The sequence below is a fragment of the Amaricoccus solimangrovi genome (assembly GCF_006385685.1).
Taxonomy (GTDB): domain Bacteria; phylum Pseudomonadota; class Alphaproteobacteria; order Rhodobacterales; family Rhodobacteraceae; genus Amaricoccus; species Amaricoccus solimangrovi.
In genome coordinates this window covers 150645-164959 of record NZ_VFRP01000002.1, presented here as the reverse complement: position 1 = coordinate 164959, position 14315 = coordinate 150645, and the positions used below count along the sequence as shown (strand labels likewise).

The 14315-nt window shown below is 71.5% G+C and carries 20 protein-coding genes; 15 read left to right on the top strand and 5 right to left on the bottom strand.

The window, feature by feature from the left end:
* Nucleotide 1: 1 nt before the first annotated feature.
* The 13 genes from FJM51_RS03235 (at nucleotide 2) to FJM51_RS03175 (ending at nucleotide 6257) form a co-directional block, all read left to right on the top strand.
* Nucleotides 2-937: a PD-(D/E)XK nuclease-like domain-containing protein gene (locus FJM51_RS03235; RefSeq protein WP_140452674.1), complete on the top strand. Its 936-nt coding sequence runs from the start codon at nucleotides 2-4 to the stop codon at nucleotides 935-937.
* Nucleotides 934-1728, top strand: coding sequence for a hypothetical protein (locus FJM51_RS03230; RefSeq protein WP_140452673.1), 795 nt, complete (start codon nucleotides 934-936; stop codon nucleotides 1726-1728). Before FJM51_RS03235 ends, FJM51_RS03230 begins: the two co-directional genes overlap by 4 nt.
* Nucleotides 1728-2009, top strand: coding sequence for a hypothetical protein (locus tag FJM51_RS03225; protein ID WP_140452672.1), 282 nt, complete (start codon nucleotides 1728-1730; stop codon nucleotides 2007-2009). Before FJM51_RS03230 ends, FJM51_RS03225 begins: the two co-directional genes overlap by 1 nt.
* Nucleotides 1996-2199: a hypothetical protein gene (locus FJM51_RS03220; RefSeq protein WP_140452671.1), complete on the top strand. Its 204-nt coding sequence runs from the start codon at nucleotides 1996-1998 to the stop codon at nucleotides 2197-2199. The genes FJM51_RS03225 and FJM51_RS03220 overlap by 14 nt, the downstream gene beginning before the upstream one ends.
* Nucleotides 2196-2585, top strand: a complete 390-nt coding sequence (locus FJM51_RS03215; protein ID WP_140452670.1) for a hypothetical protein — start codon at nucleotides 2196-2198, stop codon at nucleotides 2583-2585. The genes FJM51_RS03220 and FJM51_RS03215 overlap by 4 nt, the downstream gene beginning before the upstream one ends.
* Entirely contained in the window at nucleotides 2582-3115 is a 534-nt protein-coding gene (locus tag FJM51_RS03210) for a hypothetical protein (protein ID WP_140452669.1), read from the top strand. The genes FJM51_RS03215 and FJM51_RS03210 overlap by 4 nt, the downstream gene beginning before the upstream one ends.
* Nucleotides 3116-3285: 170 nt before the next feature.
* Complete coding sequence (locus FJM51_RS03205) at nucleotides 3286-3660, top strand: hypothetical protein (RefSeq protein WP_140452668.1); 375 nt, start codon at nucleotides 3286-3288, stop codon at nucleotides 3658-3660.
* Nucleotides 3650-3829 carry a hypothetical protein gene (locus FJM51_RS03200; protein ID WP_140452667.1) on the top strand — a complete coding sequence of 60 codons (180 nt, stop codon included), beginning with the start codon at nucleotides 3650-3652 and terminating at the stop codon, nucleotides 3827-3829. Before FJM51_RS03205 ends, FJM51_RS03200 begins: the two co-directional genes overlap by 11 nt.
* Nucleotides 3826-4251, top strand: coding sequence for a hypothetical protein (locus tag FJM51_RS03195; protein WP_140452666.1), 426 nt, complete (start codon nucleotides 3826-3828; stop codon nucleotides 4249-4251). Before FJM51_RS03200 ends, FJM51_RS03195 begins: the two co-directional genes overlap by 4 nt.
* Complete coding sequence (locus FJM51_RS03190) at nucleotides 4244-4495, top strand: hypothetical protein (RefSeq protein WP_140452665.1); 252 nt, start codon at nucleotides 4244-4246, stop codon at nucleotides 4493-4495. Before FJM51_RS03195 ends, FJM51_RS03190 begins: the two co-directional genes overlap by 8 nt.
* A gap of 43 nt (nucleotides 4496-4538) precedes the next feature.
* On the top strand, nucleotides 4539-4715 hold the full coding sequence (locus FJM51_RS23660; RefSeq protein ID WP_181164426.1) for a hypothetical protein: 177 nt from the start codon (nucleotides 4539-4541) through the stop codon (nucleotides 4713-4715).
* Nucleotides 4712-5728, top strand: coding sequence for a site-specific integrase (locus FJM51_RS03185; RefSeq protein WP_140452664.1), 1017 nt, complete (start codon nucleotides 4712-4714; stop codon nucleotides 5726-5728). The genes FJM51_RS23660 and FJM51_RS03185 overlap by 4 nt, the downstream gene beginning before the upstream one ends.
* 268 nt (nucleotides 5729-5996) lie before the next feature.
* Complete coding sequence (locus FJM51_RS03175; protein WP_140452663.1) at nucleotides 5997-6257, top strand: hypothetical protein; 261 nt, start codon at nucleotides 5997-5999, stop codon at nucleotides 6255-6257.
* A 3-nt stretch (nucleotides 6258-6260) separates the two neighbouring features.
* Here the strand turns inward: FJM51_RS03175 and FJM51_RS03170 are convergent, their stop codons facing one another.
* From FJM51_RS03170 to hutI, 4 genes are read right to left on the bottom strand one after another with little or no spacing between them, the layout of a single operon-like run.
* The gene (locus tag FJM51_RS03170; RefSeq protein WP_140452662.1) at nucleotides 6261-6656 is read right to left on the bottom strand and encodes an NUDIX hydrolase; all 396 of its coding nucleotides are present in this window, start codon (nucleotides 6654-6656) and stop codon (nucleotides 6261-6263) included.
* The gene (gene hutU, locus FJM51_RS03165) at nucleotides 6656-8329 is read right to left on the bottom strand and encodes a urocanate hydratase (RefSeq protein ID WP_140452661.1); all 1674 of its coding nucleotides are present in this window, start codon (nucleotides 8327-8329) and stop codon (nucleotides 6656-6658) included. Before hutU ends, FJM51_RS03170 begins: the two co-directional genes overlap by 1 nt.
* Before the next feature lie 10 nt (nucleotides 8330-8339).
* A complete protein-coding gene (gene hutH / locus FJM51_RS03160; RefSeq protein WP_140452660.1) occupies nucleotides 8340-9857 on the bottom strand; it encodes a histidine ammonia-lyase in 1518 nt (505 codons plus the stop codon).
* A complete protein-coding gene (gene hutI, locus FJM51_RS03155) occupies nucleotides 9854-11056 on the bottom strand; it encodes an imidazolonepropionase (RefSeq protein WP_140452659.1) in 1203 nt (400 codons plus the stop codon). The genes hutH and hutI overlap by 4 nt, the downstream gene beginning before the upstream one ends.
* A 156-nt stretch (nucleotides 11057-11212) precedes the next feature.
* Here hutI and FJM51_RS03150 point away from each other — a divergent pair, with 156 nt between their 5' ends.
* Both FJM51_RS03150 and hutC read left to right on the top strand, forming a co-directional pair.
* Nucleotides 11213-12574 (top strand): formimidoylglutamate deiminase, encoded by a 1362-nt coding sequence (locus FJM51_RS03150; RefSeq protein ID WP_233712956.1) that lies wholly within the window; start codon nucleotides 11213-11215, stop codon nucleotides 12572-12574.
* Between the two features lie 12 nt (nucleotides 12575-12586).
* On the top strand, nucleotides 12587-13294 hold the full coding sequence (gene hutC / locus FJM51_RS03145) for a histidine utilization transcriptional repressor HutC (RefSeq protein WP_140452657.1): 708 nt from the start codon (nucleotides 12587-12589) through the stop codon (nucleotides 13292-13294).
* On the opposite strand, the gene FJM51_RS03140 is transcribed toward hutC, so the two are convergent.
* A complete protein-coding gene (locus FJM51_RS03140) occupies nucleotides 13291-14277 on the bottom strand; it encodes a DUF6635 family protein (RefSeq protein WP_233712955.1) in 987 nt (328 codons plus the stop codon). The two genes, hutC and FJM51_RS03140, sit on opposite strands and share 4 nt — an antisense overlap.
* Nucleotides 14278-14315 lie beyond the last annotated feature (38 nt).

The following is a 14315-nucleotide window of genomic DNA, read 5'->3' as shown; positions in this document are numbered from 1 at the left end:
CATGCGCATTGACCGCCCCGGCGTCTTCGACCTCAGCGACGAGCAATACCACGCCGACCCGGCTCCGCTCCCGTCGCTCTCGTCCGGGCTCGTCCGCCAGATCATCAATCGCTCGCCGCTCCACGCATGGACGGCCTGCCCCCGGCTCAACCCGGATTTCGCGCCTCGCCAGAGCGACGCTTTCGACGTGGGCCGCGCGGCCCATACGATGCTGCTCGGCAAGGGCGCCGGAATCGCGGTGATCGACGCCGACGACTGGCGCTCGAAAGACGCCCGGGCCGAGCGGGACGCCGCGCGCGCCGCCGGCAAGACCCCGATGCTCGTCGCGCAGTTCGAGGCCGCGAATGCGCTGGTGACAGCCGCGCGCCGGCAACTCGGCGCCTTCGGGATCGACCTGCTTCCGGTGGAGCGGAACGAGCTCGCCGCCTTCGCGCAGATCGATGGCATCTGGTGCCGCGCGCTCGTCGACCACGCGCCGGCCGACCCGCGCCGGCCCCTGGTGGATCTCAAGACCTGCGAGGACGCCTCCCCCGACGCCTGCATCAAGTCGGTGACGAGCTACGGCTACGCGGCGCAGGCCGCGCACTATCAGGACGTTTGGGAGGCCGCGACCGGCGAGCGCCGAGGCTTCCGCTTCGCCTTCATCGAGAAGGCCCCGCCCTTCGGCGTCTCGGTGATCAAGCTCCACGACGACGAGGCCGACGATGCCGACTGGATGCTCGACGCGCGCCACCAGTGCGCCGAGGCCCGCCGGATCTGGGGCGAATGCCTGCGGACCGGGCAATGGCCCGGCTACCCGCCGCGCGTCGCCGTCGTCGGCGCCCCCGCCTTCTACCGCCAGAAATGGGCCGACAAGGCCCCGATAGCCCCGGCGCCGACCCGCGCCGCGATGGAAGCCGCGCGCCAGATGATGGCGCCTCATGGAGACGCAGCATGAACCAGACCACCGCCATCAGCACGCAGACCGCCCCCGCGCCGGCGAAGGCCCCCGTGAAGGCCGGAGGCGCGATCGCGGCCTTCGCGCCGCAGACCATCGAAGAAGCCTTCCGTCTCTCGCAGGCGCTTGCCGGCGCCGGGGATATGGTCCCCAAGGCGTTCCAGAACCGGCCCGAGATGATCATGGCCGCGATCATGAAGGGGTCCGAAGTCGGGCTCGCGCCCATGCAGGCCCTCGCGCACATCGCGGTGGTGAACGGACGCCCGTCGCTGTGGGGAGACGCGATCCCCGGGCTCGTCATGCGCGCCGGGCACCACGTCGACGTCGAGATCTCCGGCGAGGGCGAGAAGATGGTCGCGACCGCGACGCTCACGCGCGGCGACAACGGCCGGGTGATCGTCCGCACCTTCTCCATGGCGGACGCCAAGCGCGCCGGCCTCGCGGGGAAGCAGGGGCCGTGGCAGCAGTACCCCGCGCGGATGCTCTCGATGCGGGCCAGGTCCTTCGCTGTCCGCGATGGAGCGCCCGACGCGCTGATGGGGCTCGAGCTCACCGAGGAAGTGCAGGACTACGGCCCCGACCGCGCGCGCGACGTGACCCCCGCCACACCGCGCCGGGGCGGCGTGATCTACCGCGACGAGCCCGCGCCGCAGCCGGCCGACGAGATCATCGAGCACAACGCGGACGGTGAGGTTGTGGAAGGCGCCCCCACCCCAGAGCAGATCGAGGCCGCGATGGCGGCGGCGAAGGCCGAGGCGGAGCGCCAGGCGCGGGACGAGGACGAGGGGTGATGGACGAGACGACGACACAGGCGGGGCGCCTCGACGGATACCGAAAGGAGATTGCCGCTCTCCGCGCCCAAGCCGCGAGGGACGCGGAGGCGGTGCGGGCGCTGCGGGAGGCGCTGATCGAGGCACGGCACTGGCATGACAGCCGTCGCGACGACCTCGGCAAGCAACCTCCGAACAATGACATCAATTGGCGCCGAATGGAGCACCGAGACGAAATCGATCGCATCGACGCCGCCCTCGCCGCCACGCAACCGGGGGAGCCGCGCGATGAAAAGCCCTAAGCCGGTGAACCTGACGCCGCCCGCTGAGATCCGAGCAGCCGGCTGGGAGGCCGAGGCCCGAGACGACGATGGGCACCTGATGACCACGCACGCGCCATTTTCGAGCGACGCCGAGGCCCTGCGGTATCTCAGGGAAAGCCTCGATGAAGGCTGGACGGTGACGATTTTTCCGAAGGGATCCGCGCGATGACCAACGACGCACTGCGGGAGAAGGTGGCGCGGATCATCGCCGCCGAGATCGGATGGCCGGAACCCACCCCAGAAGATGACTCTGTGATCTGGCAGGACTTCCTCCCCGAGGCAGACGCCGCCATCGCCGCGATCCGAGAGCACGACGCCGGGGCGGGGTGGATGCCGATCGCTACGTTCAGAAGCAACGGCAAGCCAGTGGACCTCTGGTGCGAAGGCCATCGCTGGACCGATATGTACTGGATCGACAGTTCCCCCGCTTACCCGTCTGGGTCGTGGGGGAAAGACCCTCTCGATTGGCCAAACGCCATCGCCCTCAGCCCGACCCACTGGTGTTCCGCCCCAGCCGCCCCCGACGCGGAGACAGAGCGGGAGGGCGGGCGATGACCCTCGCGGAGATCGACGCGCTGCTGGCGAAACTGCGCGGCGTGACCGAGGATGACGCATACGCGCTGCCTTGGACCTTCGGGGAGACGTGCCGATCCGCCGCCGATGCGCTGGACCGACTCCGCGCCCTGCTCGCCGCCGAGACCGAGCGGGCGGAGAAGATCCGCGTCGCGGCCGAGAATTTCGAGCGGTGCGCGTCGGCGGAGATCGAGGACAGCAACGCGGACATTGCCCGACTGAACGCCGCCCTCGCCGAGCGGGAGGCGGAGGTAGCGAGGCTGACTGCGGAGAACGAGCAGCGCGAAGCCTGGAACCGCGAGCACGCCGATCTGCGCCGGATCGAGCGCGGGATCATCCGCATGGCCTGCGGCGAGACCCTGATGTTCTCGACGCGGAATGCCATCAATGGCGCGAGCGGAGCGCCGATCACGATGGAGATGCTGGTAGCGAAGCGGCGCGAAATCCTCGGCGGGTTCGAGGCCGAGCGCATCGCCGCCCTCACCGAGAAGGAACCCCGCGATGCCTCGTAAGAACGCACGTCCAGCCGCTCGGAAGATCCGGGCGCGGCTCAAGGAAAAGATGCGCCCTCTGACGTGTAGGGAGCGGCGAGAGAAGGTGATGGCCGAGGCGGGCATCCGAAGGGCCAACGTCTTCGGCCTCCCCTTGGCTGCGATGGTGCGCCTGATTGAGGAGCCCCGCGATGGCGAGTGAAGCACCGGAGCGGATCTGGCTGGTGCCGGTCGGAGACGACGACGACCTAGCGTGGAATGAGGCCGCGACCGAAAACGGCGGCCGGCTGTTCGGCGCAGAGTACCTCCGCGCCGACCTCGCCTCCCCCCTCCCTCCTCCGGGCAGCGAGGCGGAGGCGGCGATGGTGGAGCTGGCGCTCAAGGCGGCTGTCGAGAGCGCGGGGTGGCCGTCCGCCGGCGAGAACCAGCTTTCCTACGGGGTCGGTGAACTGACCGCGAGAGGCGAGGCGGAATATGCGCGGCGGTTCGTCCTCGCCGCCCTCCGCGCCGCCCTCCGCGCCGCCCTCTCCCCTGCGCGCAAGGAGGGGAGCGACGATGGCGAGTGAGGACGAGCCGGTCGGCATGATCATCGTCTGCGCCGGCCCGCCGGTCTGTGGCCTTGAAGGCGACGAGGCGGTCGAGGCCGCGAACCGGGGCTGCCCGCATTGCAAGCGTCTGGCGATCTACGACGACGGCGAGGAAGTGGACCAGACGATCAAGGGAGGCCGAGCATGACCGACGACCAGAAGCGCGCCGCCGTGGAGGCGATGGCCCGGGCGATGACAAACCCGGAGGCGCAGGAGGAATGGCCCGCGCATGCGTTCCTCGCCGAGAAGCAACTCTCCGCCCTCCTCGCGCTCGGGTGGCGCGCGCCGGAGCCACCGAAGCGCGCCGAGACCCTGCGCGAGACCGTGGACCGCATCCGCGCGGCATCGGTGGACTGGCCCGCCGATCCGATCGGGGAGATAGAGCGGCTCAACGAGGATGATCGGTTCCGAGCCGGGGCGGAGGCCATGCGTGAGGCTGCGGCGAAGGCGTGCGAGGCGATGGAGCAGGAGTACGCGGACAAGATGCCGAGTGGGGCATTCGCGGCCGGGGACTGCGCCGCCGCCATCCGCGCCCTGCCCATTCCGGGAGAGGGAGGCGGGGATGGCTGACGCGCTGATAACCGACTGGAACATCGGCTGGACGATGGAACTCCAGCCCCGCCCGAAGCTGTTCGGGCTGATCCCGCTGCCGGAGCGCGCGGTCTACGTCGTCCGGGCGCAATTCGGCATCTTCAGCCTCACGTCGGAGTGCGCGACCCGCCGCGAGGCTGAGGAGCTGGTCGCGATCATCTCTCAGGCGCACGCCTGCGCTCTCGCCGACGCGCGGCAGGCGCCGAGTTGGGACCGCCCATGACCCCCGCCCCGATCCTCGCGAGCGAGACGACGGCGGCGCGGCCATGACCATGCGCCCCGCCGAACTGAAGCGGATGCTCAAGGCCGTGCGCGACGCGGGCGAGACCATCTACGCCGTCCGCACCATCTGGCGCCAGATCGACGGGCGCGACGTGCAGGAGGTCGAGATCGTGACGCGCGAGACCGGCCGCGAGCCAGACGACACGAAGGTGGAGCTGTGAAGCGCCCGGGCCTTCCCCACCTGTCCCGCACGACCTCGCGGGGCCGGGAATACTGGTACTTTCGCCGCCGGGGCTATCCCCTGGTGCGCCTGCCGGAGCCGACCGACCCGGGTTTCCTCGCGGCCTATGCCGAGGCGCGGGACGGGAAGCCGCAGCGGGCCGCGCCGGGGCGGACGAGCATCGCCGCGCTGATCGACAGCTACCAGTCGAGCCCGCGCTGGGACCGGCTCGCGCCGCGCACCCGGCGGGACTATGACAAGGTGCTGGGTCGCATCCGCCAGAAGGCCGGGCGCCACGACGTTTCGGTGATCACGCGCCCGGCGGTGATCGCCGCGCGGGACGCGAACCGCGAGACCCCGCGCCTCGCGAATTACATCTGCTCGCTCTACTCGATCCTGTGCGAGCACGCGATCGACATAGGCTGGATGCCGCGCAACCCGGTGAAGGGGATCGAGCACCTTCCGCTGACCGGGCCGGGCTATGCCCCGTGGCCCGAGGCCGACATTGCCCGATTCCGCGAGAGCGCGACGGGCCGGGCGCGGCTCATCTTCGAACTGTGCCTCGGGACCGGCCAGCGCATCGGAGACGTGCTGCGGTTCCGCTGGGCCGATCTGGACGCGGACGGGATCACGCTGGTGCAGAGCAAGGGCCGCCGCGCCGGCAAGGCAGACGAGACGATGTGGGTGCCGTTCGCGCCCGCGCTGGAGACCTATCTGGCTACGGTGCGCCGGGATGGCCTGACCATCGTGGCCGAGGCCAAGCACGGGCGCCCGGTCAGCTATCGGGCCGCGAACCAGTCCTTCAGCGACGCGCGGATCGCGGCCGGTCTTTCGGAGGATCGCTTCGCCCATGGGCTCCGCGCCAACCGCGCGTCAGAGCTCTACGAGATGGGGCTGACCGACGCCCAGGTGCAGGCGATCACGGGGCACAAGAGCGCGGTGATGGCCCGGAAATACGGGCGCGGCGCGCGCCAGCGGAAGCTCGCGGAAGCCGCGCGGGGGAAGGGGAAATAGCTTGGCACATTCACGGTTCGTTTCCGGAATGTCCGCCGATGCTGTGCGCGAGATTGGCTTGAGATTCAACGTGGTGCGCCGGATTTGCAATCCGCTGCGTCACCACTCCGCCACGTCGCCCCGGGTAACGTCGGGCAGCTTATAGGGGGCGGCCGGACGGGGCGCAAGGGCCTTCGCGGCGCCGCCCCTAACCCTGTCCGGAAGTCGAGATTGCCCCCCGCCCCGGTAACATGTGATAATTCCTCTCGGGGAAGGGAGGGGACTGGAAATGCGAGGGGATCAGACAATCAGGCCCGGCGGGGCCTTCGGCGGCATCTCGGCGGAACCCGCGGGAGCGCCGGGGGACGTGGTCGCGGCGGCCCGCGCGCGGCTCCGCCGCCGGACGGAGATCGCGATGGAGGCCGCCCGGCTCGTGCGGACGCGCGGACTAGAAGCCGCGCGGTTCATCGGCCGGACGCAGTTCCGGGAAGCGGAATTTCCGCTGTTCGAACGGCTCGCCGAACGCTGCGACCGCCGCCTGCGCGGATAGTCTTCAGGCGCGGGGCATCCGCGCGATCCGGGCGACCTCGGCGATCAGGCCCGGCCAGTCGTCGAGCGCGGCGAGCGGTACCCAGCGCGCCTCGGCGGCGTCGTCGCCCGCGACGGGATCACCCTCGCGCCAGTCGCAGAGCACCGCGACCAGCACGTAGTGCCAGCCGCCCTCCGAGATCGCGTCGAGGCAGTCGAGCACCCGGACCGCGGCGCAGCGCACGCCCGTCTCCTCGAGGCATTCGCGCTCGGCGGCGGCGCGCAGCCCCTCGCCAAGCTCGATCTTGCCGCCCGGAAACCCCCAGGCGCCCGCGTTCGGCGGACAGCCCCGGCGCACCAGCAGCACCGCGTCGCCGCGATGCACGACCGCGATCACGGCGGGAACCGGGCGCGGCTCCATCACTCGCCGAGGATGCCGGGCAGCCGCAGCCCGTTCTCGCGCGCGCAGTCGAGCGCGATCTCGTAGCCGGCGTCGGCGTGGCGCATCACGCCGGTGGCCGGATCGTTCCAGAGCACCCGCGCGATCCGCGCATCCGCCTCCTCGGTCCCGTCGCAGCAGATCACCATCCCCGAATGCTGCGAGAAGCCCATGCCGACGCCGCCGCCATGGTGCAGCGAGACCCAGGTCGCCCCGCCAGCGCAATTGAGCAGCGCATTGAGGAGCGGCCAGTCGGAAACCGCGTCCGATCCGTCCTTCATCGCCTCGGTCTCCCGGTTCGGGCTCGCGACGCTCCCCGAGTCGAGATGGTCGCGCCCGATCACCACCGGCGCCTTCAGCTCGCCGTTGCGCACCATCTCGTTGAAGGCGAGGCCGAGCCGGTGGCGCTGGCCGAGGCCGACCCAGCAGATGCGCGCCGGCAGCCCCTGGAAGGCGATCCGCTCGCGCGCCATGTCGAGCCACTGGTGCAGGTGCGGATCGTCGGGAATGAGCTCCTTCACCTTCTGGTCGGTCTTCAGGATATCCTCCGGATCGCCCGAGAGCGCCGCCCAGCGGAACGGGCCGATGCCCCGGCAGAACAGCGGCCGGATATAGGCCGGCACGAAGCCCGGGAACGCGAAGGCGTCCGAGAGCCCCTCCTCCAGCGCCATCTGGCGGATGTTGTTGCCGTAATCGAGAGTCGGCACGCCGGCGTTCCAGAAATCGACCATCGCCTTGACATGCACCTTCATCGAGGCGCGCGCAGCCTTCTCGACCGCCTTCGGGTCGCTCTCCCGCTTCGCGCGCCACTCGGCCATGGTCCAGCCTTGGGGCAGATAGCCGTTGACCGGATCATGGGCCGAGGTCTGGTCGGTCACGATGTCGGGCCGCACGCCCCGCTTCATCAGCTCCGGGAACACATCCGCCGCGTTGCCGAGCAGCGCGACCGACTTCGCCTCGCCCGCCGCGGTCCAGCGCCCGATCATTTCGAGCGCCTCGTCGAGGCTGTCGGTCTTTTCGTCCACGTACCGCGTGCGCAACCGGAAATCGATCGACTCCGGGTTGCACTCCACCGCGAGGCAGCAAGCCCCCGCCATCACGGCGGCGAGCGGCTGCGCGCCACCCATGCCGCCGAGGCCGGCGGTCAGGATCCACTTGGCCGTAAGGTCGCCGCCGTAATGCTTGCGCCCCGCCTCGGCGAAGGTCTCGTAGGTGCCCTGAACGATGCCTTGGCTGCCGATGTAGATCCAGGAGCCGGCCGTCATCTGGCCGTACATCATCAGCCCCTTGCGATCGAGTTCGTGGAAATGGTCCCAGGTCGCCCAGTGCGGCACGAGATTGGAGTTCGCGATCAGCACCCGCGGCGCGTCCCTGTGGGTGCGGAAGATCCCGACCGGCTTGCCCGACTGCACCAGCAGCGTCTCGTCGGCCTCCAGCGAGCGGAGCGAGTCGACGATCCGGTCGAAGTCGTTCCAGGTCCGCGCCGCCCGGCCGATGCCGCCATAGACGACGAGCTCGTGCGGGTTCTCGGCCACGTCGGGGGCGAGGTTGTTCATCAGCATCCGGAGCGGCGCCTCGGTCAGCCAGCTCTTCGCGGTGATCTCGGTCCCGGTCGGCGGCGTGACGACGCGGGCGTTCCTGCGGGGATCGGACATGGGCGAAACCTCAGAGTTCGGGAAAATCGACGGCCGCGGCGGCGGTCAGCGCGCCGTCGCGCACGAGTCGGGCGGCGGTTGCAAGCTCGGGCGCGACATAGCGGTCGCCCGCGAGGCTCGGCACTTCCTCGCGAAGCCGCGCGATGACGGCCCGGAGCGGCGCGCTGGTCGCAAGCGGCGCGCGGTACTCGACACCCTGCGCGGCGCAGAGTGCCTCGACGCCGAGGATGTGTTCGAGATTGGCCACCATCCGCGCGAGCCTGCGCGCGCCATGAGCGGCCATCGACACATGGTCCTCCTGGTTCGCGCTCGTCGGCGTCGAATCCGTCGAGCAGGGCGTCGCGAGATGCTTGTTCTCGCTCATCAGCGCCGCCGTGGTGACTTCCGCGATCATGTAGCCGGAGTTGAGCCCCGGATCGCGCGTCAGGAACGGCGGCAGGTCGAAGGAGAGCGTCGGATCGACCATGAGCGCCACGCGGCGCTGCGCGATCGCGCCGATCTCGGCGATGGCAAGCGCGATGATGTCGGCGGCGAAGGCCACCGGCTCGGCGTGGAAGTTCCCGCCCGAGACGATGCCGTCGGAGAGCACCAGCGGGTTGTCGGTCGCCGCGTTCGCCTCGGTCCCGAGCGTCGCCGCGACCCCGCGCAGCAGGTCCATCGCCGCGCCCGTCACCTGCGGCTGGCAGCGGATGCAATACGGGTCCTGCACGCGCTTGTCGCCCTCGCGGTGGCTCTCGCGGATCTCCGACCCGCTCATGACCCGGCGCATCGTCTCCGCCGCCTCGATCTGGCCGCGATGGCCGCGCAGCGTGTGGATCTCGGCGCGAAGCGGCGCGGTGGAGCCCATGACCGCGTCGGTCGAGAGCGCGGCGAGCACCAGCGCATTGCGCGCCGCGTTCCAGGCGCCGAAGAGCCCCGCGAGCGCGTGCGCCGTCGAGAACTGCGTGCCGTTGATGAGCGCCAGCCCTTCCTTCGCGGCGAGTTCCACCGGCGCGAGCCCCGCCCGCCAGAGCGCCTCGGCGCCGGGCAGCGTCTCGCCCGCGAACTCCGCCTCGGCCTCGCCCAGCATCACGGCGGCCATGTGCGCGAGCGGCGCGAGATCGCCCGAGGCGCCGACCGAGCCCTGCGCGGGCACGACCGGCGTCACGCCCTTGGCGAGCATCCCCTCGATCAGCTCGACGATCTCCCAGCGCACGCCCGAGGCGCCGCGCCCGAGCGAGAGCAGCTTCAGCGCCATCATGAGCCGCGTCACCGCGCGCGGCGTCGGCTCCCCTACCCCGGCGCAATGGCTCAGGATCAGGTTTCTCTGAAGCGTCGCGGTATCTTCCGGCGCGATCTTCACGCTCGCGAGCTTGCCGAATCCGGTGTTGACGCCATAGACCGCCGCCTCCCCGGCCGCGGCCGCCGCGATCCGGCCCGCCGCCCGCTCCACCGCCGGCCGCGCCGCGCGGTCGAGCATCGCGGGCGCGCCGTCGAGTACCGCCCTGAGCGCGTCGAGTCCGGTCTCGCCGGGGGTGAGCGTGATCATGCGTCTTCTCCGACCATCCGCTCCAGGAGCGGGTTGAAACCGATGCGATAGGCGAGCTCGCGCGGATGCGCGACGTTCCAGATGGCGAGGTCGGCGCGCATGCCAGGGCCGATCACGCCCCGGTCCGTCAGCCCGAGCGCGCGCGCCGCGTGGCGCGTCACGCCGGTCAGCGCCTCCTCGGGCGTCATCCGGAACAGCGTGCAGGCCATGTTCATCGCGAGCAGGAGCGAAGTGAGCGGCGAGGTGCCGGGGTTGCAGTCGGTGGCGACCGCGATCGGCACCCCCGCCGCGCGCAGCGCCGCCACCGGGGGAAGCCTCGTCTCGCGCAGCGTGTAGAAGGCGCCGGGCAGCAGCACGGCCACCGTCCCCGCCCGCGCCATCGCCGCCACGCCCGCGTCGTCGAGCCATTCGAGATGATCCGCCGAGAGCCCCCCGCGGGAGGCCGCGAGCGCCGCGCCGCCGAGGTTCGAAAGCTGCTCCGCGTGCAGCTTCACCGGCAGGCCGAGCGCCTTCGCCGCGTCGAAGACCCGTGCGATTTCATGCGGTTGGAAGGCGATCCCCTCGCAGAACCCGTCCACCGCGTCGACGAGCCCCTCGGCCGCGGCCACCTCCAGCGTCGGCAGGCAGACCTCGGAGAGATAGGTGGCGCTCCTTCCCCTGTATTCCGGCGGCACGGCATGGGCGCCGAGATAGCTGGTCCGCACCGTCACCGCCCGCTTGCGGCCGATGGCGCGGGCGACGCGCAGCATCCGGAGTTCCGCCTCGCGCTCCAGCCCGTAGCCGGACTTGATCTCGAGTGTCGTCACCCCCTCGGCCAGCAGCGCATCCACCCGGGGCAGCGCCTGGGCGAGAAGCTCAGCCTCCGAAGCCTCCCGCGTCGCGCGCACCGTCGAGACGATCCCGCCCCCGGCGCGCGCCACCTCCTCGTAGCTCGCGCCTTCGAGCCGCATCTCGAATTCCCGCGCGCGGTCACCGCCGTGGACGACATGGGTGTGGCAGTCGACCAGCCCCGGCGTCACCAGCGCGCCGCCGAGATCGCGCGCCGGGAGACCGGCGGCCTCGGCCGGCGCCTCGGCCTCCAAGCCGGCCCAGAGGATGCGCCCGCCGCGAATCGCGACCGCCCCCCGCTCGATCAGGCCGTAGCCGTCGGACATGGTCGCGAGTGTCGCGTTCTTCAGAAGGGCATCGGGCGCTTGCATGGCTTTCCTCGGGAGGCGGGCCGTGAGGGGGATGCGAATATGTAAATGCATATACACTTGACGCAGCGAATATGTAAATGCATATTTCGAGGGGAGGCGCGAATATGCATATGCATATCCGACGCGACCTGACACCGTCCGATGGGAGGCGCCGCCGTGGCCCGGAACCTGTTCGCCCCGCTCGCCCTGCTGCCGGAGGGCTGGGTACGCGACTTGAGACTGGAGATCGCGGAGGGGCGGATCCTCGGGCTGACGCCGAATTCCGATCCCCGGCCCGGCGACGATCTGCTGGCCGGGCGCGCGCTGCTTCCGGCGCCCTCGAACCTGCACAGCCATACCTTCCAGCGCGCGATGGCGGGCATGACCGAGCGGCGGGGGCCGAGCCCGGACAGTTTCTGGACCTGGCGCCGGCTCATGTACAAGTTCCTCGACCATCTGACGCCGGACCAGGTCGAGGCGATCGCGGCCTTCGCCTTCGTCGAGATGCTGGAGGCGGGTTTCGCCGCGGTGGCGGAATTCCACTACCTCCATCATCGCCCGGGCGGCGGCGCCTACGACAATCCGGCGGAGATGTCGGAGCGGATCGCGGCGGCGGCGGCGGCGGCGGGAATCGGGCTCACGCTCCTGCCGGTGCTCTACACCTATGGCGGCGCCGGGGCCGCGCCGCTCGACGGCGGGCAACTGCGCTTCGGCTGCGATCTCGACCGCTATCTCGCGCTCATCGCCGCCCGGCCCCGGCTGGCGGCGGACGGCGTCGTCGGGACCGCGCCCCATTCGCTGCGCGCGACGACGCCGGACGAGCTGCGCGCGCTCACCGCCTCGGGCGCGCCGGGGCCGCGCCACATCCACGCCGCCGAGCAGGTCGAGGAGGTGGCACAGATCAAGGCCTGGCTCGGCACGCGGCCGGTCGATTTCCTCCTGTCCGAGATCGGCCTCGATCCGCGCTGGTGCCTCATCCATGCGACGCAGATGACGGAGACGGAAACCCGCGAACTCGCCGTCTCGGGCGCGGTGGCGGGGCTCTGCCCGATCACCGAGGCGAGCCTCGGCGACGGGATCTTCAACGGGCCGGATTTCCTCGCCGCGGGCGGAACCTTCGGGCTCGGCACCGACAGCAACATCCAGATCGGCCTCTCCGCGGAACTGCGCCAGCTCGAATATTCGCAGCGCCTGCGCGACCGCGCGCGCAACGTCCTCGCCCCGGCCGGCGCCTCCACCGGCGCCGCGCTCTACGAAGGCGCGCTCCGGGGCGGCGCGCGCGCGCTCGGGCGCGAGACCGGGGCGATCCGGACCGGCGCCTGGGCCGATCTGGTGACGCTCGACCGGGAGCACGATTCGCTGATGGCGCTCGACGACGGGCAGCTGATCGACGGATTCATCTTCACCGATCCGCGCGGGGCGGTGCGCGACGTCTGGTCCGCCGGCCGCCACGTGGTCCGCGAGGGACACCACGTCGCGCGCGCCCGGATCGAGCGGGGCTGGCGCGAGACGATGACCACGCTCCGCGCCCTGATCTGAGGACGACGAGACATGACGACGACGACGAAACACCGCGCGATCCACGCCGAACTGCTCGGCCGCATCCTCTCGGGCGCCTGGCCGCCCGGCGCGGCGATCCCCCACGAGGCGGAACTCGCGCGTGAATTCGCGGTCACGCGGCCGACCATCGCCCGCGCGCTCGCCGATCTGGTCGGCGACGGGCTGATCGAGCGGCGGCGGCGCGCCGGCAGCCGCGTGGCCGAGCGCCGGCCGGCCGAGGCGGTGCTGCGCATCCCGCTCATCCGCGAGGAGATCGAGGCGGAGGGCCGCGCCTACGGCTACCGGCTCCTCTCGCGCGAGCGGGTCGAAACCCCGCCCGCCGCGATCGGCGCCGTCGTCGGACCCGATCCGGCGCTGCGCCTGCTCTGCCTGCACAGCGCCGACGGCGCGCCCTATCAGTTCGAGGACCGCTGGATCAATCTCGCCACCGCGCCGGCGGCGGAGACGGCGGATTTCGAGCGGGTGAGCCCGAACGAATGGCTGGTCGAGGCGATGCCCTTCAGCCGGGCGGAACAGGCGCTGACCGCGGAGGCGGCGAGCCCCGCGGAGGCGGACCGGCTCGCGATCGGGGAAGGCGCGCCGGTCTTCGTCATCACGCGGAGCACCTGGCTCGACGAGGCGCCGGTGACGCGGGCGCGGCTCGTCCATCCGGGCGCGCGTTTCCGGCTGATCGCGCGGGACCGGGGGCCGGCGGCTTAGCTCCGGATCGCGCGGGCCGCCGTCACGCCGGCGTCCATCAGGTCGAGAAGGCGCGCGACGTAATGCTCGCGCGCCGCGAAGCCGCCGCCCGCGCCATCGACGAACTGCCGATCCAGCGCGTCGATGAGGCGCAGCAAGCGGCGGCGGTGCAGGCCGAGGCCGCGCTGGACCGGATCGGCGATCACGCCGGCGAAGGCGGCGAGCACCGAGGCCGAGAGCATGAGGCCCGCCGTGGTGCTCGCCACCAGCGCGCCGGAGGCGGAGGCAGGGAACATCCCGTACCAGAGCGATCCCGCCGTGGCGCCGAAGGGAAAGGCCGCGATCGCCGCGCTCTGCGCCATCGAGGCGGCGAGCGCGGGGCCGAGGGCGAGCGCGCCGGGAGTGAGCTTGTTCAGGACCGCCGCCCCGGTGCCGAGCGTCGCGAGCGTCGTCGTGATCTCGCCGACGGCGGCGCGGGAGCCGACATATTCGGCGAGGCTGTCGCCGATTCCGTCTCCCGGCGCCTCGGCCAGCAGGCGCCGCACCTCGGGATCGGCCAGGATCGCCGCGGCGAGCGCGTCGCGCTTCGGCGCATGCGGATCGGGCAGTTCCAGCAGTTCGGTCGTCACCAGCCGTTCGACCTCGCGCATCACGTCGGTCTCGAGCAGCACCTGGCGGGTGCCGAGCCAGTCCGCCGCCCCGCGCGCGCCGAGGAGCCGCGCGGCGCCGGCGCCGAGGCGCGTGCCGGCATGGACGACGCCGAGGCCGAGATTGGCGGGCGCCCGGGCGATGTCCCAGCCGAGCGCGTGGCGGTGCAGCCTGAGGCTGCCCCGGACCGAGAACCACCGATCGACGAAGCCGTCCACCTTCGCGCGGCGCGCGTCGAAATAGGCGCGCGAGGCGGCGATGACCGCCGCCCGCGCATCGACCTCCCGGCGCGCCCGCGCCACCTGACCGGCCTTCGCCTGATCCGCCGTCACCTGCTCCGCCCCGTCCGTCTCCATCGCATCCTCCCGGCGGTAAGCGCCGCCGGGGAATATAG